This window comes from Pseudomonas sp. PI1, from assembly GCF_000812405.1.
Taxonomy (GTDB): domain Bacteria; phylum Pseudomonadota; class Gammaproteobacteria; order Pseudomonadales; family Pseudomonadaceae; genus Pseudomonas; species Pseudomonas citronellolis.
Genome location: NZ_JWMC01000046.1, coordinates 1 through 25481 on the forward strand (window position 1 = coordinate 1; position 25481 = coordinate 25481).

A 25481-nucleotide genomic window follows, 5' to 3' on the forward strand; every position below is an offset into this window, starting at 1 on the left:
GGGGGGGGGGGGGGGGGGGGGGAAAAGGCGCCACACCCAGCACCAGAGCATCCGGTTGGCACCGTTCGCGAGCAAGCTCGCTCCTACAAACAAGCCCCAGCCATCTGCCGTCAGTCCGGCCGATACAAATGCCCATGCCCCGCGCTATACAACGACGACTCGCCGCCCCCCTCCGCCGCCAGCACCCGCCCGACCAGAATCAGCGCAGTCCGCTTGAAGCCCTTGGCCCGGGCCTTGGGCAATATGTCGCCAAGAGTGCCGCTGACCTGGTCCTGATCCGGCCAACTGGCGCGGTGGATCACCGCGATCGGGCAGTCCGCGCCGTAGTGCGGCAACAGCTCCGCGACGATCTTCTCCAGCTGCCCCACGCCCAGGTGGATGGCCATGCTCGCCCGGTGCCGCGCCAGGTCGTCCAGGGATTCCCCCTCGGGCATCTTCGTGCGGCTGGCGTAGCGGGTGAGGATCAGCGTCTGCGACACCTCCGGCAGCGTCAGCTCGCAGCCCAGCAGCGCGGCGCAGGCGGCAGTTGCAGTGACGCCGGGGACGATCTCGTAGGGAATGCCGAGCCGGCGCAGGTGCTGGATCTGCTCGCCGATGGCGCCGTACAGCGAAGGGTCGCCGGAATGCACGCGCGCCACGTCCTGGCCTTTCGCGTGGGCCTCGGCCAGCAGCGCGACTATCTGCTCCAGGTGCAACTCGGCGGTGTTCACCACCACCTCGGCGCTGTGCCCTTCGAGCACCGCCTCGGGCACCAGCGAGCCGGCGTAGAGGATCACCGGGCAGCTGCGCAGCAGGCGCTGGCCCTTGACCGTGATGAGCTCGGGATCGCCGGGGCCGGCGCCGATGAAATAGACCGTCATGGGCGTTTCGCTTCGGATCGGGAAAGGCGCAGTCTACCCCAGCCCGCTATCCCATCAGAGCCGGCGCCATGGCCAGCGCGCAGGTGGCGTTGGCGCTACGCCGCTTGGGCACCACCAGCCGCGCCGCGCCCTCGGCCAGCGCTTCGGCCAATGCCAGGGCAGCAGCCTCAGCCACGCCAGCGCTGCCGGTGACCTGGCGAGCCCGCTCGGAAGTGGAAGTCAGGCGCTGCTCGTAAGGCGCCAGGCGCTGCGCATCCAGCAGTTCCAGGGGCAGGCGCAGTTGCCGCGACAGGTCGCGCAGGCCGCCCTCCAGGGCCTTGGCCTCGCTGCTGGCCAGGGCGTTCAGCGCCGCCTCGTCGAGGCCGGCCTCGCGCAGGCAGGCGCGCAGCAGGGCGAGCAGTTCGTCGGCGCCGCAGCCACGGCGGCACCCCAGTCCGGCAACCAGTATCACGCGGGCGATCCTTCCACGGGCAGTCGCCGGGCAGCACAGCACGGCCCTGCTGGGGCGTCAACCGGCCCGGCGGCGATTGACCGCCCGCCGGGCACTGCGTAGCCTTTGCCGCTTCGAGGTTCTCCGGCCCGGCGCCGGAGCTAAGAGGGAACGTGGTCAAGGCCACGGCTGCCCCCGCAACTGTGAACGATCCAAACCCCTTCGAATGCCACTGCCCACGGGCGGGAAGGCGAAGGCCAGGCGCAAGCCGGATCGTGAGCCAGGAGACCTGCCTCGAACCAGCATTACCACAACCGGGCGGGGTGATCCGGTGGCGGCTTCCGACGCGCGGAACCTCCGTGCGCGCGCCTCTGCCTCCCGCCATCGCAGCACAGAGGCGACCATGCAAACCCTGGCCAAGCTCCCCGTCACCATCGTCACCGGCTTCCTCGGCGCCGGGAAGACCACCCTGCTCCGGCACATGCTCGACAACGCCGAAGGTCGCCGCATCGCGGTGATCGTCAACGAGTTCGGCGAACTGGGCATCGACGGCGAAATCCTCAAGCAATGCTCCATCGGCTGCAGCGAAGAAGAAGCCGTGGGCCGCGTCTTCGAACTGGCCAACGGCTGCCTGTGCTGCACCGTGCAGGAAGAGTTCTTCCCGGTAATGCGCGAACTGGTGGCGCGTCGCGGCGAGTTGGACCAGATCCTCATCGAGACCTCCGGCCTGGCCCTGCCCAAGCCCCTGGTGCAGGCCTTCCAGTGGCCGGAAATCCGCAATGCCTGCACGGTCGACGCGGTGATCACCGTGGTCGACAGCCCGGCAGTGGCCGCCGGCACCTTCGCCGCGCATCCCGAGCAGGTGGACGAGCAGCGCAGGCAGGACCCGAACCTGGACCACGAATCGCCGCTGCACGAGCTGTTCGAAGACCAGTTGGCCAGCGCCGACCTGGTGGTGCTGAACAAGGCCGACCTGCTCGATGCCGACGCCCTCGCGCAAGTGCGCGCGCACGTATCCGAAGAACTGCCGCCGGCGGTGAAGATCGTCGAAGCCAGCGCCGGCCAGCTGCCGCTGTCGGTGCTGCTGGGGCTCAACGCCGAGGCCGAGCTGCACATCGACAGCCGCCCCACCCACCACGACCACGAAGGCCATGGGGACCACGACCACGACGAGTTCGACTCCTTCCACGTCGACCTCCCGGAAGTGCAGGAACAGGCCCTGCTCGCCGCCCTCGGCCAACTGGTGGAGCGCCACGCGGTGCTGCGCGTCAAGGGCTTCGCGGCCATCCCCGGCAAGCCCATGCGCCTGCTGGTGCAAGGCGTGGGCAAGCGCTTCGACAAGCACTTCGACCGCCAGTGGCTGAGCGACGAAACCCGCGCCACCCGCCTGGTGGTGATCGGCCAGGAGCTGGACCAGGCCGCCATCGCCAACGAGTTGCGCACCGCGCTGGCGTGAATACCCTCACCCCCAACCCCTCTCCCGGAGGGAGAGGGGGGCTGATCCGGCGCTTCGCCGATATGCCAGCGCACGAGCACGGGCCATGCCCATCGGTAAGCACAATGTCCGCGCGCACACCGAACCGGCCCCCTCTCCCTTCAGGGAGAGGGCTGGGGAGAGGGCGCTCCTGACCGAGCGAAAGAGGTCCCCCGCATGCACCTGCTGCGCACCCAACCCGGCGGCTTCGTCCCCGACGACGGCATCGCCCACCTGGCCCAGACGCCCGCCGAGCTGGTCATCCTCTGCAGCGGCGACTCGCACCTGGCGCTGCTCGCCGAGGCCGCCCGCGCACTGCCCGACGACTACCCGAGCCTGCGCCTGGCCAACCCCATGCAGTTGCAGAACCACGCCTCGGTGGACCTCTACGTCGACGAGGTGCTGCGGCACGCCAAGGTCATCCTGATCTCGGTGCACGGCGGCGTCGGCTACTGGCGCTACGGCATCGAGCAACTGGTGGCCCTGGCCGGGCGCGGCGCCACGCTGATCCTGGTGCCCGGCGACGACAAGCCCGACCCCGAACTCAGCGCGCTGTGCAGCGTGCCCCCCGAGGAGGCCGAACGCCTCTGGCAGTACCTGCGCCAGGGCGGCCTGGACAACGCCCGGCAGTTCTTCGCCAACCTGGCCAGCCAGTACCTGGACCGCGCCTATCCCTGGAACGAACCGCGCGCCCTGCCCCGCGTCGCCCTGCACCATCCCGGCCACGCTGAAGCCACCCTCACCCACTGGCAGGCCGAGTGGAACCCCGGCTGGCCGGTGGCGGCGCTGCTGTTCTACCGCACCCACCTGCAAGCGGCGAACACCGGCTTCATCGACACCTTCTGCGCCAGCCTGCGCGCGCAGCAGCTCAACCCGCTGCCGATCGCCGTGGCCAGCCTCAAGGAAGCGGCCTGCCTGGAGCAGGTCGAGGCGCTGCTGGACGAGGCCTGCGCCGAGCTGATCATCAACACCACCGGCTTCGCCCAGTCCAACCCGGACGCGCCCCAGGCCCGCCCGTTCCGCCGCGACGTGCCGGTGCTGCAGGCCATCTGCTCGCTGGACAACCTCGACCTCTGGCGCGCCAACGCCCAGGGCCTGGGCCCGCGCGACCTGGCCATGCACGTGGCGCTGCCGGAGCTGGACGGCCGCCTGATCACCCGTCCCATCAGCTTCAAGGGCCTGGCCTGGCGCAGCGAGCGCAGCCAGAGCGACGTGGTCTGCTACCTGGCGCACCGCCCGGGCATGGACTTCGTCGCCGAGCTGGCGCGGCGCTGGGTGCTGCTGGCGCGCAAGGCCAACGCCGACAAGCGCGTGGCGCTGATCCTGGCCAACTACCCGACCCGCGACGGGCGCATCGGCAACGGCGTCGGCCTGGACACGCCCGCCGCGGCGCTGAACATCCTGCGCGCCATGGAAGCCTCAGGCTACCCGGTGGCCGGCCTGCCGGAGACTGGCGATGCGCTTATCCACAGCCTGCTCGGCGGGGTGAGCAACGACCTCGACAACCTCGACCTGCGCCCCTGCGCCCAGAGCCTGGCGCTGGCCGACTACCTGGCCTGCTTCGCGCGCCTGCCCGAGGCCAACCAGCGCGCCGTGCGCGAACGCTGGGGCGAGCCCGAGCAGGACCCGATGCACCGCAACGGCCGCATGATGGTCGCCGGCCTGCGCCTGGGCCTGGCCTTCGTCGGCATCCAGCCGGCGCGCGGCTACCAGCTCGACCCGGCGGCCATCTACCACGACCCGGCGCTGGTCCCGCCGCACGGCTACCTGGCCTTCTACTTCTGGCTGCGCGAGGCCTTCGGCGCCGACGCACTGATCCACGTCGGCAAGCACGGCAACCTCGAATGGCTGCCGGGCAAGGGCGTGGGCCTGTCCGAGGAATGCTGGCCGGACGCGATCCTCGGCCCGCTGCCGAACCTCTACCCGTTCATCGTCAACGACCCCGGCGAGGGCGCCCAGGCCAAGCGCCGCAGCCAGGCGCTGATCATCGACCACCTGATGCCGCCGCTGACCCGCGCCGAGAACTACGGCCCGCTGCGCGACCTGGAGCGCCTGGCCGACGAGTACTACGACGCCTCGCTGCTGGACCCGCGCCGCGCCGTGCAACTGCGTGGGGAAATCCTCGACGCGGTGCGCGCCGCCGCCCTGGACCGCGAGTTGGGCCTGCAACTCAACGACGATGAAGACAGCTGGTTGCCGCAACTGGACGCCTACCTCTGCGACCTCAAGGAATCGCAGATCCGCGACGGCCTGCACGTGTTCGGCGAATCGCCGGCGGGCCAGCTGCGCCGCGACACCCTGCTGTCGCTGGTGCGCATCCCGCGGGGCGACGGCAAGGGCGGCAACGCCAGCCTGCTGCGCGCCCTGGCGGCGGACCTGCAACTGGGCCGCGATCCGCTGGACAGCAACTTCGCCGAAGCCTGGGATGGTCCGCGCCCCGAGGTGCTCCGGCAAGTCAGCGACGAACCCTGGCGCAGCAACGGCGACACCCGCGAGCGCCTGGAACTGCTGGCCCTGCAGTTGATCGAGCAGGACCTCGACGGCCCCGGCGAAGCCAGCGCGCTGGTCCTCCGGCAACTGCGGGAAAACGTCGCGCCGCTACTGGACGCCTGCGGCGCCAACGAGATCGGCCAACTGCTCGCCGGGCTGAACGGCCGCTTCGTCCCCGCCGGCCCCAGCGGCGCGCCCAGCCGCGGGCGCCTGGACGTGCTGCCCACCGGGCGCAACTTCTTCACCGTGGACGTGCGCAACCTGCCCACGCCCACCGCCTACCGCCTCGGCTTCCAGTCCGCCAGCCGCCTGCTGGAGCGCCACCTGCAGGACCACGGCGACCACCTGCGCCAGCTCGGCCTTTCGGTGTGGGGCACGGCGACCATGCGCAGCGGCGGCGACGACATCGCCCAGGCCCTGGCGCTGCTCGGCGTGCGCCCGGTATGGCAGGCCGGCAGCCAGCGTGTGGAAGACTTCGAGATCCTGCCGCTGAGCCTGCTCGACCGCCCGCGGGTGGACGTGACCCTGCGCGTCTCCGGCTTCTTCCGCGACGCCTTCGCCAACCTCATCCGCCTGTTCGACGCCGCGGTGCAAGCCGTGGCCGCGTTGGACGAGCCGGAAGACATGAACCCCCTGGCCGCCCGCGTGCGCGCCGAAAGTACGCAGCTGCAAGCCAGCGGCGTGACCGAGGAAGAAGCCCGGCGCCAGGCCGGCTGGCGCATCTTCGGCGCCCAGCCCGGCGCCTACGGCGCGGGCGTGCAAGGGGTGATCGAGGAACGCAGCTGGGAGAACCGCGCCGACCTCGCCGCGGCCTACCTCAACTGGGGCGGCTACGCCTACGGCGCCGGCGACGACGGCACCCCGGCCCGCGAGCGCTTCGCCCAGCGCCTGGACGGCCTGCAGGCGGTGCTGCACAACCAGGACAACCGCGAGCACGACATCCTCGATTCCAACGACTACTATCAGTTCCAGGGCGGCATGCTCGCCGCCGCCGAGGTCATCCAGGACCGCCGCGTGGCCAGCTACCACGGCGACCACAGCCAGCCGGACAACCCACGCATCCGCACGCTGAAGGAAGAACTCGGCCGCGTGCTGCGCGCCCGCGCGGTGAACCCGAAATGGATCGCCGGGATGAAACGCCACGGCTACAAGGGCGCCTTCGAAATGGCCGCCACGGTGGACTACCTGTTCGCCTTCGACGCCACCAGCGAACTGGTGGAAGACCACCAGTACCAGCTACTGGCCGACGCCTACCTGCTGGACGAAGACACCCGCGAATTCATCCAGCGCCACAACCCCGAAGCCCTGCGCGACATGGCCGAACGCCTGCTGGAGGCGCAGCAGCGCGGGCTTTGGCAGGAGCCTGGGGAGTATCGCGAGGCGTTGGAGAACATTCTGGTGGATAGCGAGGAGCAGTGAGGCGCGTGCTGGCTCTTCGTAGGAGCGAGCTTGCTCGCGAACAGGGGCTCGCCGGCGACTCCAGTGTTTTCGGCTGAGTCCGCCCCCTCTCCCCAGCCCTCTCCCTGAAGGGAGAGGGGGCTAGTCCGCGCCGAGAGGAGGAGTGGTTTCTGCCGGAAACCTTCGGCGCTGCCGGCTAACTCCGAAATACCCGAGCACACCGAACGGTCCCCTCTCCCTTCAGGGCGGGGCGCGCAGCCGAGGGTTAGGGAGAGGGCGCTCTCATACCTGGCACCGACACGACCGGGAAACTCCCTTCGCGAGCAAGCTCGCTCCTACAGGCATCCAGTAACGTAGGGCGTATAACCGTTCGCGGTTATACGCCCTACGCCGAGCCCATTACCCCCGCCGCAACCGCCCCGCCGCATCCAGCAACAACGCCTCGGTCCCACCCCACCCCAGGCACCCATCGGTAATGGAAACCCCGTAACGCAGCTCGCCCTTCAGCGGCTGGCAGCCGTCGAACAGGTGGCTCTCCAGCATCACCCCGCGCAGCGAGGCGTCGCCGCCCAGGCGCTGGTCGAGCACGCTGGCCAGCACCGCCGGCTGGCGCAGCGGGTCCTTGGCGCTGTTGGCGTGGCTGCAATCGACCATGATCCGCGCCGGGATGCCCTGCTTCTCCAGCCCCTCGCGGGCCGCGCGCACGCTGGCCACGTCGTAGTTCGGCCCACCGTGGCCGCCGCGCAGCACCAGGTGGGTGTCCGGGTTGCCGAGGGTCTGCACCAGCGCCGGGCGGCCCAGGCCGTCGATGCCGAAGTGCTGGTGCGGGTGCGCCGCCGAGCGCATGGCGTCGCAGGCGATGCCGAGGCTGCCGTCGGTGCCGTTCTTGAAGCCCACCGGCAGGTCCAGGCCGCTGACCATCTCGCGGTGTACCTGGGATTCGCTGGTGCGCGCGCCGATGGCCGCCCAGCCCAGCAGGTCGTCGAGGTAGCCGGCCACCAGCGGTTGCAGCAGCTCGGTGGCCACCGGCAGGCCGCGTTCGAGCATGTCCAGCATCAGCCGGCGCGACAGCGCCAGGCCCTCGGCCATGTCGCCGCTGCCGTCCAGGCGCGGGTCGTACACCAGGCCCTTCCAGCCGACGGTGGTGCGCGGCTTCTCGACGTAGGCGCGCATCACCAGCAGCAACTGGTCGCTCACTTCAGGGGCCAGGGCGGCGAGGCGTTCGGCGTAGTCGAGGGCGGAATCGGCGTCGTGCAGGGAACAGGGGCCGACCACCACCAGCAGGCGCGGGTCGCGGCCGTCGAGGATGGCGCGGATGGCCTGGCGGTCGTGCTGTACGCGTTCGGCCAGGGCGGCGGAAAGCGGCAGGCGCTGGCGCAGTTCGGCGGGGCTCGGCAGCGGCTGTTCGCGGCGGCGGGCGGAGGGGCGCGGCAGCTCGAGGACTTCGGCGGACTGCGGCAGGTCGTTGCGGATCAGGGCGGAAACGGAGGAATTCATGGACTGGCATCCTTGGCCGGCGCGGTCATGGCCGCGCGCGGCGCTATCTGAGTGTTCGACTGAGTAGTTCGGGTGTGGCAGCGGTACGGCTGCTAAATCGCCAGTCGGAGGTGCGGTAATAGCGGTAGGTGGTGTAGGCGGTCATGTTTCGATCCTCTGTTGGAATTGCGTTGGCCTTGTGGGCCGGAAAAACAAAAACCCCGGTCGGGTTGCCGACCGGGGTTTCGTGAAACTGTCTGGTTGGCGACCCTGCTTGCTAGGGCGCCTGTGGGGTATCAGGCGCGCCTGTGGCTAAACCAATACCCATAGAAGAAATAACCGGCGGCAGCGGCCAGCACCTGCGCGCGAACGACCGCGGAGCCGATGGCACCGGGGCGGGCGAGGAACTGGATGGACAGGCTGGACGGCATGGTTATCTCCACAAGATGCCGGCCAAGCTACCGCATCGGCGCGGGGCTTTCAATCATCCTTTCCTATCGCCTTCATCGACGGCGCCTCGCCCGGCCGCGCCGGCTTCGCTACCATTCGCCTTTCAAGCATGCCCAAGCTCGCCGCAGGTAACGCCCATGCAACCGCACTTCCCCCTCGCCGCCGTGGTCGCCGCCGACGACCTGAAACTGGCGCTGTGCCTGGCCGCCATCGACCCGGCCATCGGCGGGGTGCTGATCGAGGGCCCGCGCGGCATGGCCAAGTCGACCCTGGCCCGCGGCGTGGCCGACCTGCTCGACGGCGGGCGCTTCGTCACCCTGCCCCTGGGCGCCAGCGAGGAACGCATCGTCGGCACCCTGGACCTCGACGCCGCCCTGGGCGAGGGCCGCGCGCGCTTCTCCCCGGGCATCCTGGCCAACGCCGACGGCGGCGTGCTCTACGTCGACGAAGTGAACCTGCTGCCCGACCACCTGGTGGACCTGCTGCTGGACGTGGCCGCCAGCGGTGTCAACCACGTCGAGCGCGATGGCCTGTCCCACAGCCACCCGGCGCGCTTCGTGCTGATCGGCACCATGAACCCCGAGGAAGGCGAACTGCGCCCGCAACTGCTGGACCGCTTCGGCCTCAAGGTCGAGCTGGGCGGCACGCCGCCGCCGGCCGAGCGCGCCGAGATCGTCCGCCGCCGCCTGGCCTTCGACGCCGACCCACAGGCCTTCCTCGGCCACTGGCAGGCCGAGCAGGACGCCCTGCGCCAGCGCTGCGCCCAGGCCCGCCAGCGTCTTCCCGGCATTCCCCTGGACGACGCCGCGCTGCAGGCCATCGCCGAGCGCTGCTACGCCGCCGGGGTGGACGGCCTGCGCGCCGACCTGGTCTGGCTGCGCGGCGCCCGCGCCCATGCCGCCTGGCGCGGCGCCGAGCGCATCGCGACGGAGGATATCGACGCCCTGGAGCCCTTCGCCCTCGCCCACCGCCGCCGCCATGCGCCGCCACCGCCAGCACAGTCGCAGGCACCCCAGGCCCCGGTCGCCAACCAGCCCGAACAAGGCGCGCAAAACGAAGGCCAGTGGGGCGAACTGCCGCCCCGCGCCGTGCCCGCCGGCGCCGCCCGCGAACTGCCGGGCTGGCCAAAAAAGCCCTGAGCATCCGCCCGCGCCCGGCCCCAGGCGCGGATGCCAGCCCCACACCCGGCCAACTCGCCGGCGGCCGCAGCGGCGCCCGCCGGCACGGCGCGCAGTCGCGCATCGACTGGCCGGCCACCCTCCTGCGCGGGCGCCCGAAGAGACGTGACGACCTGGTGCTGCGCGCCCGCAGCGCCAAGCCCCGCGAACTCTGGCTGGTGATCGTCGACGCCTCGGCCAGCACCCGCCGGCACGGCGCCCTGGGCCTGGCCAAGGGCCTGCTGGCGGAAGTCTTCGAGCAGGCCTACCGGCAACGCGCGCGCCTGGCCGTGCTGCACGCCGCGGGGCGGCAGCCGCGCTGGCTGTGGCAGGGGCAGAAGGCTTCGGCGCAGCTGCGCGACTGGCTGCATGAACTGGGCGCCGGCGGCGGCACGCCGCTGCCCGAGGCGCTGGCCCAGGCCGCCGACTGGCTGCAGCAGCGCCAGCGCCACAAGCCCGGCGAACGCCAGCGCCTGCTGATCGTCACCGACGGCCGCCTGAGCGACTGCCCGCCCCTGGCGCCGCTGCCCTGCGCCAGCCTGCTGGTGGACATCGAGAGCGGCCCCGTGCGCCTGGGCCGCGCCCGCCAGTTGGCCGCGAACCTCGGCGCCGAATACCGCGCCATCGGCGACCTGCCCCTGCGCTGAAGCAGGCTCAGGGCAGGCCGTTGCAACCGTGCTCGCAGAACCCCGGACGCTGGCCCAGCCGCTGGTAATAGGCGGCCACGGCAGGCAGTTCGGGGCGCTGCATCGGCGTCATGAACCAGCGCTGCACCGACAGGCCGATGGCGACGTCGGCCAGGCTGAAACGCTCGCCGGCGACATGGGCGCCGGTGCGCTCCAGCTGGCGGTCGAGCAGCGCCATCAGCCGGCCCCATTCCCGCTCGCTCGCCGCGATGGCCGCGGCATCGGCATGAGCCGGGCTGTTGCGCACCCGCGCCATGAACACGTAGCGCCAGGCGTTGTTCAGCTCGGTGGCCTGCCAGCCCATCCACTGCTCCACCAGCGCCCGTTCGCGAGGCGCGGACGGCAGCAGCTCGTCGCGCGGGTACTGGCTGGCGAGGTAACTGCAAATGGCATTGCTCTCCCAGAGCACGAAATCGCCGTCCACCAGCACCGGCACCAGCGCATTGGGATTGAGCGCGAGGAATTCCTCCGAGTCGGTGGCGCGGAAACCGCTGCCCCAGTCTTCCCTACCGTAGGGAAGCTGCAGCTCGGCGCAGGTCCACAGCACCTTGCGCACATTGATCGATGAGGCCTTGCCGAGGATTCGCAACATTCCGCCACTCCCTGTTCGCGTCGTGCGTATGACCGTTCGCGGTTATACGCCGGCGCCCCCCGCCGCGTCGATCGCGCCGGCTGACGCCGGACAACCCGCCCACGCCGAACGGCCCCCTCTCCCGCTTGCGGGAGAGGGTTGGGGAGAGGGGCTCTCATGCGAGTGGGCACAGCGCTGTCGATCCACCTCGGGCAGCTCCAACTTCGGCAGTGTGTCGGCGAACCCAGCCCTACAGAAGCGGCTCCAGCGCTGCCCATAGCACCTCGACGCTATCGAACTGCCGATCCACCTCAGGCAATTCCGGCCGCGCCAGGATCAGCACCGGCACGCCCCGCTCGCGCGCCACCTGCAGCTTCGGCTCGGTGGCCTGGCTGCCGCTGTTCTTGCTCACCAGCACGTCGGTGCCCAGGCGCGCGAACAGCTCGCGCTCGCCCTCCAGGCTGAAGGGCCCGCGCGCGCCCAGCACCTCGGCGCGTTCGGTTCCGGGCAGGCTCTGCAAACAGCGCACGGTCCAGAACTGATGTTCGGGAATTTCGCCGAGGTGCTCCAGCGGCTCGCGCCCCAGGGTGAACAGCGGCCGGCGGAACGGCGCCAGGGCGGCGATCAGCTGCGCCCAGCCTGCTACCTCGCGCCAGTCGTCACCGGGCCCGGGCTGCCAGCCGGGGCGGCGTAGGGCCCAGCAGGACACGCCGGCCAGCTGCGCGGCGCGGGCGGCGTTGCGGCTGATCTGCGCGGCATAGGGATGGGTGGCGTCGAGCAGCAGATCGTAGCCCTGCCCGGCGATGAAATCCGCCAGGCCCTCTGCCCCACCATAGCCGCCGACACGCACCTGGCAGGCCAGGTCGTCCGGCACCTTGCCCAGGCCGGCCAGGCTGTACAGGTGACCGGGACCGAGGCGGCGGGCGATGGCCAGGGCCTCGCCGATGCCGCCCAGCAGCAGGATGCGTTTGCCGTTCACGGCTTGCGCACCGCCAGCAGGGTGATCGGCAGGGCCGCGCGCCAAGTGTCGAAACCGCCCAGGGGCTGCGCCTGGGCCACCTGCAGGCGCACCAGCTCGCCGCCGTGGCGTTCGCGCCAGCCGACCAGGGCCGCCTCGCTCTGCAGGGTCACCGCGTTGGCCAGCAGCCGGCCGCCGGGCTTGAGGCAATCCCAGCAATACTCCAGCACGCCCGGCACGGTGACGCCGCCGCCGATGAAGATGGCGTCCGGCGCCTCCAGGCCCTCCAGGGCTTCCGGTGCGCGCCCGGCCACCAGTTGCAGGCTGGGCACGCCGAGGGCGTCGCGGTTGTGGGCGATGTGCCCGAGACGGCTTTCCTCGGCCTCGATGGCGAAGGCCCGGCAACTGGGGTGCGCGCGCATCCACTCGATGCCGATGGAGCCGCAGCCGGCGCCGACGTCCCAGAGCAGTTCGCCCGGCTCCGGGGCCAGGCGCGCGAGGGTCACCGCGCGCACGTCGCGCTTGGTCAGCTGGCCGTCGTGGCGGTAGGCGTCGTCGGGCAGGCCGGGGGTCAGCGCCAGGCGCCGGGCATCGGCGCCGGCCACGCAGTCGATGGCCAGAACGTTGAGCGCAGCGGCCTCGTCCAGCGACCAGTCGGCAGCCAGGCCGTCGATGCGCCGCTCGCGCTCGCCGCCCAGGTGTTCCAGCACGCTCAGCCGGCTCGGCGCGAAGCCGCGTTCACGCAACAGCGCGGCCACCGCTGCGGGGCTGCGGCCATCGGCGCACAGCACCAGCAGGCGGCGCCCCGGATGCAGGCGCGCGTTCAGCGCCGCCAGCGGGCGGCCCACCAGCGACAGCAGCTCCACGTCCTGCAGCGCCCAGCCCAGCCGCGCCGCCGCCAGGCTCACCGAGGACGGCGCCGGCAGCACGCGCATTTCCGCCGCCGGCAGTTGCCGCGCGAGGCTCGCGCCCACGCCGAAGAACAGCGGGTCGCCGCTGGCCAGCACGCAGGTGGGGGTGCCGCGCCGCGCCAGCAACGGCGCCATGTCGAAGGGGCTCGGCCAGCGCCTGCGCTGCGCGCCGATGCACGGCGGCAGCAGGGCCAGCTGGCGCTCGCCGCCGAACACATCGCTGGCCGCCAGCAGGGCGCGGCGGGCGGTCTTGCCGAGGCCGGCATAGCCGTCCTCGCCGATGCCGACGATGGTCAGCCAGGGCGTCATGGGGGTTCCTCTGCGTTGCGACACTGCGCCGCCGGCGTTTCGACGGGCAGGGTTTTCAAGGGGTCGGGCAAAGCGGGCATAATACAGCCTTCGTCGGTGCCCATCAGGGCCGAAGAGGGAACGCGCAGGAGCCATCCAAGCGCGGCTGCCCCCGCAACTGTAAGCAGCGAGTCCACGCGTCATTGGCCACTGGGAAACCGGGAAGGCCGCGTCGGGCAAAGACCTGCCAGCCAGGAGACCTGCCGACGGGACCAGTCGCGTGTGCAAGCATCGAGCGGGGTGTATCGATGTTGTAGATCCTCCCAATCAGGGGCGATCCGCAAGGTCACCGCGACCCAGCCATGGTGACCCTGTGCCGAATCTGCCGCCTGTTCCCCCTGTCGAAATCCGCCCGTCGCCCTGCCCGGGGCTGCTGCGCGTGGTCGCTTCCGGCGATGGCGGCATCTGCCGCATCAAGCTGCCCGGCGGGCGCCTCGACGCCAGCGGCGCCAGGGCCATCGCCCGCGCCGCCGAACGCCATGCCGACGGCGTGCTGGAGGCGACCAACCGCGCCAACCTGCAGATCCGCGGCGTGCACGAAGGCGCCGGCGCGGCGCTGTCCGCCGAGCTGCTGCGGGCCGGGCTGGGCCCGCGGGTGGCCGCCGCCGACGACGTGCGCAACCTGCTGCTCAGCCCCGCCGCCGGCCTCGACCCGGCCCAGGCCCTGGATGTCGCGCCGCTGGCCGCCACGCTGCTCGACCTGCTGCAGGACGAGCCACGCTTCCACGGCCTGTCGCCCAAGTTCGCCCTGCAACTGGATGGCGGCGAATCCCTGGCGATGCTCGAACACCCCCACGACATCTGGCTGTCGGCCATGGACGCCGGGCGCTTCGCCTTCGGCCTGGCCGGCTGCCCGCCGCTGCGCGCGCAGGACAGACCCGCGCTCGCCGCCGTCGCCAGCGAACAGCTGCCGGCCCTGGTCGAGGCGCTGCTGAACCTGTTCCTCGACCTGGCCGGAGAAGGCGTCTCGCGCATGCGCCAGTTGCTGGCGAAGGTGCCCGCGCAAGACCTGCTGGCGCGCCTCGATCTGCCGCTGCAACAGGACGTGGCCGACTGGCGCCGCGCCGCCGTCGAGCCCTTCGCCCACCTGGGCATCCGCCCGCAGCGCCAGGGCGGCCTGTGCAGCGTCGGCGCAGGCTTCGTCCTCGGCCGCCTGCACAGCGGGCTGCTGCGCGAACTGGCCGATCTCGCCGAACGCGAAGGCGACGGCAGCCTGCGCCTGACGCCCTGGCAGGGCCTGCTGCTGCCCAACGTGCCGGCTGCGCGCGCCAGCGCCGTGCTCGCCGCACTCGACAGCCAGGGCCTGATCATCTCGGCCGCACAGCCGCTGTCCCGGCTGGTGGCCTGCAGCGGCTCGGCCGGCTGCGCCCGCGGCCTGGCCGACACCAAGGCCGACGCCCTGCGCCTGGCCGAACGCCTGCGCGCGCCGCTGCCCGCCGGCGTGCACCTGTGCGGCTGCCCGCGCTCCTGCGCCGCCGCCCACGTGGCGCCGCTGACCCTGCTGGCCGTCGCCGACGGCCGCTACGACCTCTACCGCCGCGCCCCCGGCCACGCCGGCTTCGGCCAGCCGCTGGCGCGCGACCTGACCCTCGACGCCGCGGCCGACCGGCTGCGCGATCCCGGAGCCCTACCCGATGCTTGACTACATCCGCGACGGCCAGGCGATCTACCGCCAGTCCTTCGCCACCATCCGCGCCGAAGCCGACCTCTCGGCCATTCCCGCTGACCTGGAAAAGCTCGCCGTGCGGGTGATCCACGCCTGCGGCATGGTCGACGTGGTGCAGGACCTGCGCTTCTCCCCCGGCGCCGGCGCCATCGGCCGCGCGGCCCTGGCGGCGGGCGCGCCGATCCTCTGCGACGCGCGCATGGTCGCCGAGGGCGTCACCCGCGCGCGCCTGCCGGCGGCCAACGAGGTGATCTGCACGCTCAACGAAGCGGACGTCCCGGCCCTGGCCCGCGAGCTGGGCAACACCCGCTCGGCGGTAGCCCTGGAGCACTGGCGCGAACACCTGGAAGGCAGCGTGGTGGTGATCGGCAATGCCCCCACCGCGCTGTTCTACCTGCTGGAAATGCTCGACGCCGGCGCGCCGAAGCCGGCGCTGATCCTCGGCTTCCCGGTGGGCTTCGTCGGCGCCGCCGAATCCAAGGACCTGCTCGCCGCCGACAGCCGCGGCGTGCCCTACGTCATCGTCCGCGGCCGCCGCGGCGGCAGCGCCATGGCCGCCGCCGCGGTGAACGCCCTGGCCACGGAGGTGGAATGATGACCGGCCGCCTGCTCGGCCTGGGCGTCGGCCCCGGCGACCCCGAGCTGATCACCCTCAAGGCCCTGCGCCTGCTGCAAGCCGCGCCCGTGGTCGCCTACTTCGTGGCCAAGGCCAAGCACCACGCCGGCCACGGCGGCAACGCCTTCGGCATCATCGAGCAGCACCTGGGCGAGAGCCAGCAGCGCCTGCCCCTGGTGTACCCGGTGACCACCGAGAAACTGGAACCGCCGCTGACCTACGAGGGCGTCATCAGCGACTTCTACGACACCGCCGCCGAACAGGTCGCCGGCCACCTGGAAGCCGGCCGCGACGTCGCGGTGATCTGCGAGGGCGACCCGTTCTTCTACGGCTCCTACATGTACCTGCACGACCGCCTGGCCGAGCGCTACCCGGCCGAAGTGGTGCCCGGCGTGTGCTCCATGCTGGGCAGCGCGGCGGTGCTCGGCGTGCCGCTGGTGTACCGCAACCAGAGCCTCTCGGTGCTCTCCGGCGTGCTGCCGGAGGACGAGCTGAAGCAGCGCCTGGCGGCCGCCGACGCGGCGGTGGTGATGAAGCTCGGGCGCAACTTCGACAAGGTCCGCCGCGTGCTGCGCGAACTGGGCCGCGACGGCGGCGCGCACTACGTGGAACGGGCGACCATGCGCGAGCAGCGCATCGTGCCGCTGGACGAGGTGGACCCGATGGCCTCGCCCTACTTCTCCATGGTGGTGATCCCCGGGCAGAGGTGGCGCGGCTGATGAACGCCTCCCCCGCCATCGTCATCCTCGGCGCCAGCGCCCTGGCCACCGCGCGACGCGTGCAGGCGCTTTATCCACAGGCGCGCATCCACGGCCTGCTGGGCCGCGTCGAGGGCGCCGAGGAAAGCTACCAGGACTTCGGCGACAGCCTGCGCGCGCTCTACCGCAGCGGTACGCCGATCATCGCCCTGTGCGCCGCCGGCATCGTCATCCGCAGCCTGGCCCCGGCGCTGCAGGAAAAGGGCGCGGAGCCGCCGGTGCTGGCCGTGGCCGAGGACGGCAGCGCGGTGGTGCCGCTGCTCGGCGGCCTGGCCGGGGTCAACCGCCTGGCCCGGGAGATCGCCGCCGCGCTGGACGTGGCACCGGCCATCACCACCAGCGGCGAGCTGCGCTTCGGCACCTGCCTGCTGGAGCCGCCGCCAGGCTACGCCCTGGCCGACATCGAGCAGGGCAAGCGCTTCGTCGCCGACCTGCTGGGCGGCGAAAGCCTGCGCATCGACGGCGACGCGCCCTGGCTGGCCGCAGCGCGCCTGCCGCTGGCCGAGGACGCCCGGCACAGCGTGCGGGTGACCTGCGAGGCACGCCCGGCGCAGCGCGACGAATTGCTGATCCACCCGCGCCAGGTGCTGGCGGAAGTCGCCGCGCCTGTGGACGACCTTGCCGAGCAGGTCCGCCAGGCCTTGCGCGCATCCGGGCTGGCGGAAGCCGCCCTGGCCGCGCTGATCGCCCCGCGCCGGCACATGGCCGATGCGGGCCTGGCCGAGGCCGCACAGGCGCTCGGCGTGCCGCTGCGCTTCATCGATGAGCAAACCTTGCCGGCGGCGCAGGATGGCATCCACCTGCGCCTCGCCGACTCCCCCGAGCAGGCCGCCAGCATCGGCCGCCCACGCGGGCGTCTGAGCGTGGTCGGCCTCGGCCCCGGCGCCGCCGAGCACATGACGCCCGCAGTGCGCCGCGCCCTGGACGAAGCCCAGGACCTGCTCGGCTACGAGACCTACGTGAAGATGGCCGAGCCGCTGCGCGCGGACCAGCTGCGCCACTGCAGCGACAACCGCGAGGAGATGCAGCGCGCCCGCCACGCCTTCGAACTGGCCGCCAGCGGCCGGCGGGTGGTGGTGGTGTCGTCCGGCGACCCGGGCGTGTTCGCCATGGCCGCGGCGGTGGTCGAGGCGCTGCATGAAAGCAATGATGCCGAGTGGCACAACGTCGAACTGGAAGTGCTGCCCGGCGTCTCCGCCGCCCTGGCCGCCGCGGCCAAGGCCGGCGCGCCGCTGGGCCACGACTTCTGCCTGATCTCGCTGTCGGACAACCTCAAGCCCTGGGAAGTCATCGAAAAGCGCCTGGACCACGCCGGCGCCGCCGACCTGGCCATGGCCTTCTACAACCCCATCTCCAAGGCCCGCCCCTGGCAACTGGGCCGTGCGCTGGAGATCGTCCGCCAGCACCGCACGCCGCAAACCCTGGTGGTGCTCGGCCGCGACATCGGCCGCCCGGCCGAGGCGCTGCGCACGCTCACCCTCGGCGAGTTGCAGCCGGAGATGGTGGACATGCGCACCCTCGTGATCATCGGCTCGTCGCTGACCCGCCGACTCCCGCGGGCCGGTGGCGGCGATTGGGTGTACACGCCGCGGTGGTATCGCTGAGGCAGGCCAGGCGGCGGATAACCGCGAACGGTTATGCGCGCTACGTCCCTGGAAGTTCGGCGCCCGCTTGCAAATGGCCAGTGCGTTGATGAAAATGCGACGAATTATCATTCTTCATCTTTCCCGGCGCCCATGGCCTCCTCCACCCTCGACATCGACCAGCTGTACAGCGACCACCACGGCTGGCTGCACGGTTGGCTGCGCAGCCGCCTGGGCAATGCCGCGGATGCCGCCGACCTGGCCCAGGACACCTTCCTGCGCGTGCTGCTCAAGCAGGAGCTGCTGGAGCTGCGCACCCCGCGCGCCTTCCTGCGCACCATCGCCCGCGGCCTGGTGATCGACCACTGGCGCCGCGAGGAGCTGGAGCGCGCCTACCTGGAGTCCATCGCCCACCTGCCGGAGGCGGAAACGCCCTCGGCGGAAACCCGCGAAATGCTCCTGGAGCTGCTGGAAGGCATCGCCCGCCTGCTCGACGGCCTGAAGCCCAAGGTACGCAGCGCCTTCCTCCTGGCCCAGTGCGAGGGCCTGCCCCACGCGCAGGTCGCCGAACGGCTCGGGGTTTCCGTGCGCTCGGTGGAGCGCTACGTGGCCGAGACGCTGTTCCACTGCTACCAGGCGCGCTACGCCGAATGAACGCCAGCGCCGAACTGCAACCCGACGCCCGGGTGGTCAAGCAGGCCATCCAGTGGATGCTGCGCCTCTCCGGCGGCGCCGACCCGGCCGCGCAGGAAGCCTGCGCCCGCTGGCGCGCCCAGCGCGCCGAGCACGAGCTAGCCTGGCAACGCGTGCAGTCGCTGAACCAGGAACTGCGCAGCGGCCTGCAGAGCGTGCCGGGCAGCCGCGTGGCCCTGGAAACCCTGGAGAAAGGCAGCCAGCGCCTGCAACGGCGCCAGGCCCTGAAACTGCTCTCGGTGGTCGCCCTGGGCGGCTCCGCCCTGTGGCTGAGCCGCGACCTCGGCCCCTGGCAGCGCTGGAGCGCCGACTACGCCAGCGGCATCGGCGAACGCAAGCGCTTCGTCCTGGCCGACGGCAGCAAACTGCAACTGAACACCGACACCGCCGTCGACGTCTTCTTCGCTCCGCAGCAGCGCCTGCTGGTCCTGCAGCGCGGCGAAATCCTCGTCAGCACCGCCAAGGACCCCGCCCGGCCGCTGCGCGTGCGCAACCGCGACGGCCTGTTCGAAGCCCTGGGCACCCGCTTCGTGCTGCGCCAGAACGCGAGCGACACCCTGCTCAGCGTGCAGCAGGGCGCCGTGGCCATCGCCCCGCGCCGCCTGGGCCAGACCAGCACGCTGGCCGAGGCCGGCCAGCGCTATCTGGTCGACGCCAACGGCGCCACCCCGCTGGCCGCCAGCGGCATGGACAGCGGCGCCTGGGCCGACGGCCTGATCGTCAGCCGCGACATGCGCCTGGCCGACTTCCTCGCCGAGGTCGCCCGCTACCGCCACGGCCACCTCGGCTGCGACCCGCTGGTGGCCGACCTGCGCCTGTCCGGCGTGTTCCGCCTGGACGACACCGACAAACTCCTCGACCTGCTGCCGCGCACCCTGCCGGTACGCGTCATGCGTCGCAGCGATTGGTGGGTGACCGTCGAGGCCCGCGCCTGAACCGGACTCCCCTGTACCTGTAGGAGCGAGCTTGCTCGCGAATGGAGTTTCCAGGTGGTTTAGGTGTTTTGGTTTGACTCCGCCCCCTCTCCCCAGCCCTCTCCCTGAAGGGAGAGGGGGCTATCCCCGTGCCACCGGTGATTTTCGTGCCATCCGGCAATACCGGAGTGTCCGGCGAGCGCCGAAATCACGCTTCACACCGAACGGTCCCCTCTCCCTTCAGGGCGGGGCGCGCAGCCGAGGGTTAGGGAGAGGGCGCTCTCATGCCTGGCACCGCCACGACCGGGGAACTCCATTCTCGAACAAGCTCGCTCCTACGAAGAGCCGCATGGGCGCCATCGGAAACCTTTTCGCGGATGAGAATTATTTTTGTCGGGTTTTCCCCACTGGCCCGGCATGGAGATAAACCCTCCCATTTCCCGCCCTGACGGATACCCCTCCATGCGCGCAGTCCCGGCCCGATCTCCCGCCCCGAACTCCCCCGCCAGCCGCCTCTCCATCGCCGTGCGCGGCGCCCTGCTGTGCGCCGCCCTGGGCAGCGCCCTGCCCCTGACGGCCTGGGCCGCCGACGCCGCCAGCGTCACCCGCAGCCGCGCCTACGCCATCCCCGCCGGGCCCCTGGGCGAGGTGCTCAACAGCTTCGCCCGCGAGGCCGGCATCACCCTCTCGGCTACCCCGCAGCAGACCGCCGGGCTGCAGTCCGAAGGGCTCAACGGCACCTACTCGGTGGACCAGGGCCTGGCCCGCCTGCTCGCCGACACCCCGCTGCAGGCCGAAGACCAGGGCGACGGCAGCTACGTGCTGCGCAGCGTCGCGCCCCAGGACGCCCTGGCCATGCCGGCCACCAGCGTGTTCGCCCTGGGCAACGCGCTGGGCAGCGAGGACGGCTACCTGGCCACCCACAGCCAGATCGCCACCAAGACCTCCAAGGCCCTGCTGGAAACCAGCCAGAGCGTCTCGGTGGTGACCCGCGAGCAGATCCAAGACCAGGGCTCGAAGACCGTGCAGCAGGCGATCCGCTACACCCCCGGCATCTTCACCGGCCAGGTCGGCGCCTCCAACCGCTACGACTACATCGTCATGCGCGGCTTCGCCGACAACAGCGTGGACAACATCTACCTGGACGGCCTCAAGGCCATGGGCGACAGCGGCACCTTCAGCTCGATGCAGGTCGACCCGTACTTCCTCGAGCGCATCGACGTGCTCAAGGGCCCGTCCTCGGTGCTCTACGGCCGCAGCCTGCCCGGCGGCCTGGTGGCGCTGACCAGCAAGAAGCCGCTGTACGAGGACTACCACCAGGTCACCGCCAGCGTCGGCAACATGCAGCAGCGCGAGCTGGGCTTCGACTTCAGCGGCCCGCTGGACGAGGAGAAACGCATCGCCTACCGCGTGGTCGGCCTGGGCAAGGGCGCCGACACCCAGTTCGACCACACCAAGGAAGAGCGCTACGCCATCGCCCCGAGCCTGGCCATCGACTTCAGCGACGACACCACCCTGACCCTCCAGGGCTACCTGCAGCACGACCCCAACGGCGGCTACCACAGCGGCGTGCCGGCCGACGGCGCGCTGTACCATCACAACGGCCGCAAGATCGACCGCGACTTCTTCGACGGCGAGCCGGGCATCGACGACTTCGACCGCACCCAGCGCATGTTCGGCTACCAGTTGGAGCACCGCATCGACGACGTCTGGTCGGCGCGGCAAAACTTCCGCTACCTGGAGTCCGACGTGAGCCTGGCGCAGGTCTACGGCTACGGCTGGACCGCCGCGGACAGCAACGAGCTGACACGCTACTTCTCCGGCGCCCGCGAGCGCCTGGAGGCCTACATCATCGACAACATGGCCCAGGCCGAATTTGCCACCGGCGCGGCGCAGCACACCCTGCTGATGGGCCTGGACTACCAGCGCCGGCACACCTCGGTGGACTGGTCCTCCGGCTCGGTGGCGCCCATCGACGCCTTCGACCCGGTCTACGGCAACGCCGCCATCAGCTACTACCCCGACGACAACCACACCCGCCGCCTGGAGCAGACCGGCGTCTACGCCCAGGACCTGATCGACCTGGACAACTGGCGCTTCTCCCTGGGCATGCGCCAGGACTGGGTGACGGTGGAAGACAAGAACCGCAGCAGCGGCAGCAAGGCCGACGACGACTGGAAGAAATTCACCGGCCGCGCCGGCGTGCTCTACCTGTTCGACAACGGCATCGCGCCCTACGTCAGCTACTCCGAGTCGTTCAACCCCAACGCCTACTCCGACCAGAACGGCACCCCGCTGGAGCCCACCGAAGGCAAGCAGTGGGAACTGGGCCTGAAGTACCAGCCGCCGGGCAGCGCCAGCCTGTACACCGCCTCGCTGTTCCACATCACCCAGGAAAACGTGGCCACCAAGGAGCCGCAGGACAACTTCTACACCTCGGTCGGCGAGATCCGCTCCCAGGGCCTGGAACTGGAAGCGCACATCCAGGCGACGCAGAACCTGAAGCTGCTGGGCAGCTACACCTACACCGACATCACCTACAGCAAGGCGCTGGACGGCAACCAGGGCCACACCCCGAACCAGGCGCCCAAGCACATGGCCTCGGTGTGGGCCGACTACGCCTTCGACGCAGGCCCCCTGGACGGCCTGAGCATCGGCGGCGGCGCCCGCTACGTCGGCGAGACCTGGGCGGACAAGGAAAACACCCTGCGCGTGCCCGACTACACCCTGGTCGACGCCCGCATCGGCTACGACCTCGGCAAGCTCGGCATGAAGGGCCTGGACGTCAGCCTCAACGCCAACAACCTGCTGGACAAGGACTACGTCGCCTCCTGCTACAACCTCGACTACTGCTACTTCGGCGAGAAACGCAACGTCACCGCCACGCTCAACTACCAGTTCTGAACCCAAGCCGCCCGCACCGCGGGCGGCCCCTCACCCCAGCCCTCTTCCGCGCCCGCCGCATGCCCTCCCCAGGACCAGTCGCGCGGGAGAGGTCTGGGGTGAGGGCGCCTTTCCCTGTAGGAGCGAGCTTGCTCGCGAACCGCTTCCGCAGCGGGGCCCGTTCGCGAGCAAGCTCGCTCCTACAAAGTCCCCTCGCCTCCCCCGCAAATCCCTCGCCCTCCCGCCGCGCCCCCTGATGGCACACTGATAGGTAGCACCCGCAACCGATCTGCTACCTCGCTGTGCAGAAATTTCCCAGTGCCTTCGAAAAACCATTTCATGGGTGAAACAATCGGGCGTTTCACAGCGGAAACGCACAACTATTTGATTAATAAGGAATAAACAAAAGCACTCGTCAGAAAAATCACGTGGCATTGTTCATGCATAAATCAACGCACCGTATATGAAACAAAGCGAGATGAGGAACATGGCTGCCACCCAAGAGATGTACGCCGTCGTAGAACGGGGAACCGACTCCATGCGTCGCCAGGAAGGTGCGCGGCCGGCCGACGTGGAGATCGTCTTCGAGAACGTCGGCAAGTGCTTCCCGAAGAAGGGCGAGCGCGATGCGCCCTTCGCCGTGCGCGGGCTGAACTTCAGCATCCGCAAGGGCGAGGTGGTTTCCATCATCGGCCCCTCCGGCTGCGGCAAGAGCACCCTGCTGAACATGGGCAGCGGGCTTTATACCCCCAGCGAAGGCGCCGTGTTCGTCGGCGGCGAGCGCGTGGTCAAGCCAGTGGCCAAGGTCGCCTTCATGCTGCAGAAGGACCTGCTCATGCCCTGGCGTAGCATCCGCCGCAATGTCGAGCTGGGCCTGGAGATCCAGGGCGTGGCCGCGGCGCAGCGGCGCGCGGTGGCCGAGCGGCTGATCGACAAGTGCCACCTGGCCGGCTTCGGCGACCACTACCCGTTCCAGCTCTCCGGCGGCATGCGCCAGCGCGCGGCCCTGGCCCGCACCCTGGCCATCGACCCGCAGGTGCTGTTCCTCGACGAGCCGTTCTCGGCCCTCGACGCGCAGACCAAGATGATCCTCCAGCAGGACCTGGCGCAGATGCTCTATGAGCAGCAGAAGACCGCGCTGTTCATCACCCACGACCTCATGGAAGCCATTGCCCTCTCCGACCGCATCCTGGTCATGAGCGCCCGCCCCGGCAACATCATCGAGGAGATCGAGGTCGACCTGCCGCACCGCGACAACCCCCTGGAACGCCGCAAGCTGCCCGGCGCCGGCCCCCTGGTCGGGCGCCTGATGGACCTGCTGAAAGTCGGCGACGACCTTCTCCACTGACCCCGCACGAGGACCCGCTCATGCGCAACACCCTGCTCTCCCGCTTCGCCGGGCCGCTGCTCGCCCTGTGCGCCTGCGCCGCCAGCGCCGCGCCCACCGAGGTCACCTACCTGCTGCCGGCGCCGCCCAGCTCGCCGGCCTTCGCGCCCTGGGTCATCGCCCAGCAGAAGGGCTACTACGCGGCCGAGAACCTCAAGGTGACCTTCCTAGCCGGCAAGGGCGGCGTCGACGTGGCCAAGCAGATCGGCTCGGGCAACGCCCTGGTCGGCGGCGCCATCGGCGACACGCCCATCGTGGTGCGCGCCAACGGCGTGCCGGTGAAGGCCGTGGCCGTGCTCGGCGGCGGCGGCGTGACCCTGCTGGCGGCCAGCGCCGACAGTGGCATCGACTCGGTGAAGGCGCTCAAGGGCAAGACCCTGACGGTGATGTCCTACTCCGACACCACCTACTACGCCCTGCTCGCCTCGCTGCGCAAGGCCGGCCTGGGCCGCGACGACGTGGACATCCAGGCCGCAGGTCCAGCCGGCGTCTGGCAGCTGTTCTCCGCCGGCAAGGCGCAGGCCATGGCCGGGGTGCCGGACTGGTTCGTCAACGCCGAGGACGCCGGGCTGAAGGCCAGGCTGCTGCCCCAGGACCAGGTGTTCGAGAGCATGGCCCAGGCCATCCTCGCCTCCGACGACGCCATCGCCAACCACCCGGATGTGGTCCAGGGCGTGGTCAGCGCCACCCTCAAGGGCATGGCCGACATCATGGCCGACCCCAAGGGCGCCGCCGCCACCTTCGCCGCCGCCGTGCCGGCCTACAAGGGCAAGGAGGCCTCGCTGGAGCGCATCTTCCGGCTCTACGACGAGCACGTGTACCCGGGCCAGGCAGTCCCCGGGCACATCGACGAGCAGCGCCTGGCCCAGGTCGCGCGCTTCTACGTCGAGGAAAAGATAGTGCCGCGCACCACCCCGCTGGCCGAGCTCTACACCAACCGCTTCGTCGAGGCCAACGCCGCCCGCCTGGCGCAACAGTAAGCACCCGGAGTCGCACATGACGCTTTCCCGTTCGAGCGCCGGCAGCCTGGCGCTGCTGGTGGTTTTCCTCGCCCTCTGGCAATGGGGCCCGGGCCTGCTCGGCATGCCCGAGTTCGTCCTGCCCAACCTCACCCGCGTGGCCCGGGAGGCCGTGGCCATGTGGCAGGCCGGCAACCTGCTGGAGCACAGCCTGATCACCACCCTGGAGATCATCGTCGGCTTCGCCCTGGGCGCCCTGCTGGGAGTGGTCATCGGCGTCGCCCTGGGCCTGTCGCCGTCGGCCGAGGCCATGCTCTCGCCGTACATCCTGGCGCTGCAGATCGCCCCCAAGGTGGCCTTCGCCCCGCTGTTCGTGATGTGGCTGGGCTACACCGTGTACCCGAAGATCCTCATCGCCATCCTCATCGTGTTCTTCCCGGTGATGATCAACGTGCTCTCGGCGATCCGCACCGTCGACCCGGACATGATCAACCTGGTCCGCGCCCTGAGCGCCAACCGCTGGCAGCTGTTCCGCCTGGTGGAGTTCCCCTCGGCGATGAGCGCGCTGTTCTCCGGCCTGCGCATCGCCTCCACCCTGGCGGTGATCGGCGTCACCGTCGGCGAGCTGGTCGGCGGCAACAAGGGCCTGGGCTTCCTGCTGGTGGACGCCGAGGGCCAGGGCAACACCGCCGGGGTGTTCGTCACCATAGTCGCGCTGACGCTGATCGGCGTGCTCGCCTACGCCGCGGTGGTCTGGGCCGAGAAGCGCGTCCTGCACTACCTGCCCAAGGCCAACCTGGCCACCGCCTGAGG

21 protein-coding genes and 2 riboswitches are annotated in these 25481 nt (G+C 70.8%); of the genes, 14 read left to right on the forward strand and 7 right to left on the reverse strand.

The annotated features are described in order from the left end of the window. Nucleotides 1–110: 110 nt before the first annotated feature. Together cobM and RN02_RS16125 are read right to left on the reverse strand one after the other, a co-directional pair. On the reverse strand, nucleotides 111–860 hold the full coding sequence (gene cobM / locus RN02_RS16120; protein ID WP_043315289.1) for a precorrin-4 C(11)-methyltransferase: 750 nt from the start codon (nucleotides 858–860) through the stop codon (nucleotides 111–113). Nucleotides 861–906: 46 nt separating this feature from the next. Then, on the reverse strand, nucleotides 907–1311 hold the full coding sequence (locus tag RN02_RS16125) for a cobalamin biosynthesis protein (RefSeq protein WP_043315291.1): 405 nt from the start codon (nucleotides 1309–1311) through the stop codon (nucleotides 907–909). 99 nt (nucleotides 1312–1410) lie between these two features. After that, a riboswitch (cobalamin riboswitch) is annotated at nucleotides 1411–1601 on the forward strand. Between the two features lie 92 nt (nucleotides 1602–1693). On the opposite strand from RN02_RS16125, the gene cobW reads away from it, so the two are divergent. After that, a complete protein-coding gene (gene cobW / locus RN02_RS16130; protein WP_043315292.1) occupies nucleotides 1694–2746 on the forward strand; it encodes a cobalamin biosynthesis protein CobW in 1053 nt (350 codons plus the stop codon). A 195-nt stretch (nucleotides 2747–2941) separates the two neighbouring features. Continuing rightward, complete coding sequence (cobN, locus tag RN02_RS16135) at nucleotides 2942–6673, forward strand: cobaltochelatase subunit CobN (RefSeq protein ID WP_043315294.1); 3732 nt, start codon at nucleotides 2942–2944, stop codon at nucleotides 6671–6673. Between the two features lie 378 nt (nucleotides 6674–7051). On the opposite strand, the gene RN02_RS16140 is transcribed toward cobN, so the two are convergent. Together RN02_RS16140 and RN02_RS34470 are read right to left on the reverse strand one after the other, a co-directional pair. Next, nucleotides 7052–8149, reverse strand: coding sequence for a 3-deoxy-7-phosphoheptulonate synthase (locus RN02_RS16140; protein ID WP_043315295.1), 1098 nt, complete (start codon nucleotides 8147–8149; stop codon nucleotides 7052–7054). Between the two features lie 275 nt (nucleotides 8150–8424). Continuing rightward, the gene (locus tag RN02_RS34470) at nucleotides 8425–8559 is read right to left on the reverse strand and encodes a hypothetical protein (RefSeq protein WP_267853702.1); all 135 of its coding nucleotides are present in this window, start codon (nucleotides 8557–8559) and stop codon (nucleotides 8425–8427) included. A gap of 156 nt (nucleotides 8560–8715) precedes the next feature. Between RN02_RS34470 and RN02_RS16145 the strand changes: the two genes are divergently transcribed. Continuing rightward, complete coding sequence (locus RN02_RS16145) at nucleotides 8716–9717, forward strand: ATP-binding protein (protein WP_043315297.1); 1002 nt, start codon at nucleotides 8716–8718, stop codon at nucleotides 9715–9717. Continuing rightward, the gene (locus RN02_RS16150; protein WP_236695193.1) at nucleotides 9699–10382 is read left to right on the forward strand and encodes a vWA domain-containing protein; all 684 of its coding nucleotides are present in this window, start codon (nucleotides 9699–9701) and stop codon (nucleotides 10380–10382) included. The genes RN02_RS16145 and RN02_RS16150 overlap by 19 nt, the downstream gene beginning before the upstream one ends. A gap of 7 nt (nucleotides 10383–10389) precedes the next feature. Here RN02_RS16150 and RN02_RS16155 read toward each other — a convergent pair whose 3' ends face one another. The 3 genes from RN02_RS16155 to RN02_RS16165 form a co-directional block, all read right to left on the reverse strand. Beyond that, on the reverse strand, nucleotides 10390–11013 hold the full coding sequence (locus RN02_RS16155) for a glutathione S-transferase family protein (protein ID WP_009617208.1): 624 nt from the start codon (nucleotides 11011–11013) through the stop codon (nucleotides 10390–10392). A 229-nt stretch (nucleotides 11014–11242) separates the two neighbouring features. Further along, nucleotides 11243–11971, reverse strand: a complete 729-nt coding sequence (locus tag RN02_RS16160; RefSeq protein WP_043315298.1) for a cobalt-precorrin-6A reductase — start codon at nucleotides 11969–11971, stop codon at nucleotides 11243–11245. Next, nucleotides 11968–13170, reverse strand: a complete 1203-nt coding sequence (locus RN02_RS16165) for a bifunctional cobalt-precorrin-7 (C(5))-methyltransferase/cobalt-precorrin-6B (C(15))-methyltransferase (protein ID WP_043315300.1) — start codon at nucleotides 13168–13170, stop codon at nucleotides 11968–11970. The genes RN02_RS16160 and RN02_RS16165 overlap by 4 nt, the downstream gene beginning before the upstream one ends. 77 nt (nucleotides 13171–13247) lie before the next feature. After that, nucleotides 13248–13431, forward strand: a riboswitch (cobalamin riboswitch). A 91-nt stretch (nucleotides 13432–13522) separates the two neighbouring features. Here RN02_RS16165 and cobG point away from each other — a divergent pair. The 10 genes from cobG to RN02_RS16215 all read left to right on the forward strand — a co-directional run bounded on the left by cobG (nucleotide 13523) and on the right by RN02_RS16215 (nucleotide 25479). Further along, a complete protein-coding gene (gene cobG, locus RN02_RS16170; RefSeq protein ID WP_043315301.1) occupies nucleotides 13523–14851 on the forward strand; it encodes a precorrin-3B synthase in 1329 nt (442 codons plus the stop codon). Continuing rightward, nucleotides 14844–15470 (forward strand): precorrin-8X methylmutase, encoded by a 627-nt coding sequence (locus tag RN02_RS16175; protein WP_043273429.1) that lies wholly within the window; start codon nucleotides 14844–14846, stop codon nucleotides 15468–15470. Before cobG ends, RN02_RS16175 begins: the two co-directional genes overlap by 8 nt. After that, nucleotides 15467–16210, forward strand: a complete 744-nt coding sequence (locus RN02_RS16180) for a precorrin-2 C(20)-methyltransferase (RefSeq protein WP_161796250.1) — start codon at nucleotides 15467–15469, stop codon at nucleotides 16208–16210. Before RN02_RS16175 ends, RN02_RS16180 begins: the two co-directional genes overlap by 4 nt. Next, entirely contained in the window at nucleotides 16210–17853 is a 1644-nt protein-coding gene (cobJ, locus tag RN02_RS16185) for a precorrin-3B C(17)-methyltransferase (RefSeq protein ID WP_043315304.1), read from the forward strand. The genes RN02_RS16180 and cobJ overlap by 1 nt, the downstream gene beginning before the upstream one ends. A 132-nt stretch (nucleotides 17854–17985) precedes the next feature. Further along, on the forward strand, nucleotides 17986–18486 hold the full coding sequence (locus RN02_RS16190; RefSeq protein ID WP_043315305.1) for a sigma-70 family RNA polymerase sigma factor: 501 nt from the start codon (nucleotides 17986–17988) through the stop codon (nucleotides 18484–18486). Continuing rightward, nucleotides 18483–19460 (forward strand): FecR domain-containing protein, encoded by a 978-nt coding sequence (locus RN02_RS16195; RefSeq protein ID WP_043315306.1) that lies wholly within the window; start codon nucleotides 18483–18485, stop codon nucleotides 19458–19460. Before RN02_RS16190 ends, RN02_RS16195 begins: the two co-directional genes overlap by 4 nt. A gap of 441 nt (nucleotides 19461–19901) precedes the next feature. Further along, nucleotides 19902–22343 (forward strand): TonB-dependent siderophore receptor, encoded by a 2442-nt coding sequence (locus RN02_RS16200; protein ID WP_043315308.1) that lies wholly within the window; start codon nucleotides 19902–19904, stop codon nucleotides 22341–22343. Between the two features lie 484 nt (nucleotides 22344–22827). Beyond that, a complete protein-coding gene (locus tag RN02_RS16205; protein ID WP_152623772.1) occupies nucleotides 22828–23670 on the forward strand; it encodes an ABC transporter ATP-binding protein in 843 nt (280 codons plus the stop codon). 20 nt (nucleotides 23671–23690) lie between these two features. After that, nucleotides 23691–24689, forward strand: a complete 999-nt coding sequence (locus tag RN02_RS16210; RefSeq protein ID WP_043315311.1) for an ABC transporter substrate-binding protein — start codon at nucleotides 23691–23693, stop codon at nucleotides 24687–24689. A gap of 16 nt (nucleotides 24690–24705) precedes the next feature. Beyond that, nucleotides 24706–25479 carry an ABC transporter permease gene (locus RN02_RS16215; RefSeq protein ID WP_043315312.1) on the forward strand — a complete coding sequence of 258 codons (774 nt, stop codon included), beginning with the start codon at nucleotides 24706–24708 and terminating at the stop codon, nucleotides 25477–25479. Nucleotides 25480–25481: the final 2 nt, after the last annotated feature.

Excerpts from the sequence above, each read along its gene's own strand:
- cobM (WP_043315289.1), bottom strand. The coding sequence starts at position 860 with ATGACGGTCTATTTCATCGGCGCCGGCCCCGGCGATCCCGAGCTCATC.
- cobW (WP_043315292.1), top strand. The coding sequence starts at position 1,694 with ATGCAAACCCTGGCCAAGCTCCCCGTCACCATCGTCACCGGCTTCCTC.
- cobN (WP_043315294.1), top strand. The coding sequence starts at position 2,942 with ATGCACCTGCTGCGCACCCAACCCGGCGGCTTCGTCCCCGACGACGGC.
- RN02_RS16140 (WP_043315295.1), bottom strand. The coding sequence starts at position 8,149 with ATGAATTCCTCCGTTTCCGCCCTGATCCGCAACGACCTGCCGCAGTCC.
- RN02_RS34470 (WP_267853702.1), bottom strand. The coding sequence starts at position 8,559 with ATGCCGTCCAGCCTGTCCATCCAGTTCCTCGCCCGCCCCGGTGCCATC.
- RN02_RS16145 (WP_043315297.1), top strand. The coding sequence starts at position 8,716 with ATGCAACCGCACTTCCCCCTCGCCGCCGTGGTCGCCGCCGACGACCTG.
- RN02_RS16155 (WP_009617208.1), bottom strand. The coding sequence starts at position 11,013 with ATGTTGCGAATCCTCGGCAAGGCCTCATCGATCAATGTGCGCAAGGTG.
- RN02_RS16165 (WP_043315300.1), bottom strand. The coding sequence starts at position 13,170 with ATGACGCCCTGGCTGACCATCGTCGGCATCGGCGAGGACGGCTATGCC.
- RN02_RS16175 (WP_043273429.1), top strand. The coding sequence starts at position 14,844 with ATGCTTGACTACATCCGCGACGGCCAGGCGATCTACCGCCAGTCCTTC.
- RN02_RS16180 (WP_161796250.1), top strand. The coding sequence starts at position 15,467 with ATGATGACCGGCCGCCTGCTCGGCCTGGGCGTCGGCCCCGGCGACCCC.
- cobJ (WP_043315304.1), top strand. The coding sequence starts at position 16,210 with ATGAACGCCTCCCCCGCCATCGTCATCCTCGGCGCCAGCGCCCTGGCC.
- RN02_RS16190 (WP_043315305.1), top strand. The coding sequence starts at position 17,986 with ATGGCCTCCTCCACCCTCGACATCGACCAGCTGTACAGCGACCACCAC.
- RN02_RS16195 (WP_043315306.1), top strand. The coding sequence starts at position 18,483 with ATGAACGCCAGCGCCGAACTGCAACCCGACGCCCGGGTGGTCAAGCAG.
- RN02_RS16200 (WP_043315308.1), top strand. The coding sequence starts at position 19,902 with ATGCGCGCAGTCCCGGCCCGATCTCCCGCCCCGAACTCCCCCGCCAGC.
- RN02_RS16205 (WP_152623772.1), top strand. The coding sequence starts at position 22,828 with ATGTACGCCGTCGTAGAACGGGGAACCGACTCCATGCGTCGCCAGGAA.
- RN02_RS16210 (WP_043315311.1), top strand. The coding sequence starts at position 23,691 with ATGCGCAACACCCTGCTCTCCCGCTTCGCCGGGCCGCTGCTCGCCCTG.
- RN02_RS16215 (WP_043315312.1), top strand. The coding sequence starts at position 24,706 with ATGACGCTTTCCCGTTCGAGCGCCGGCAGCCTGGCGCTGCTGGTGGTT.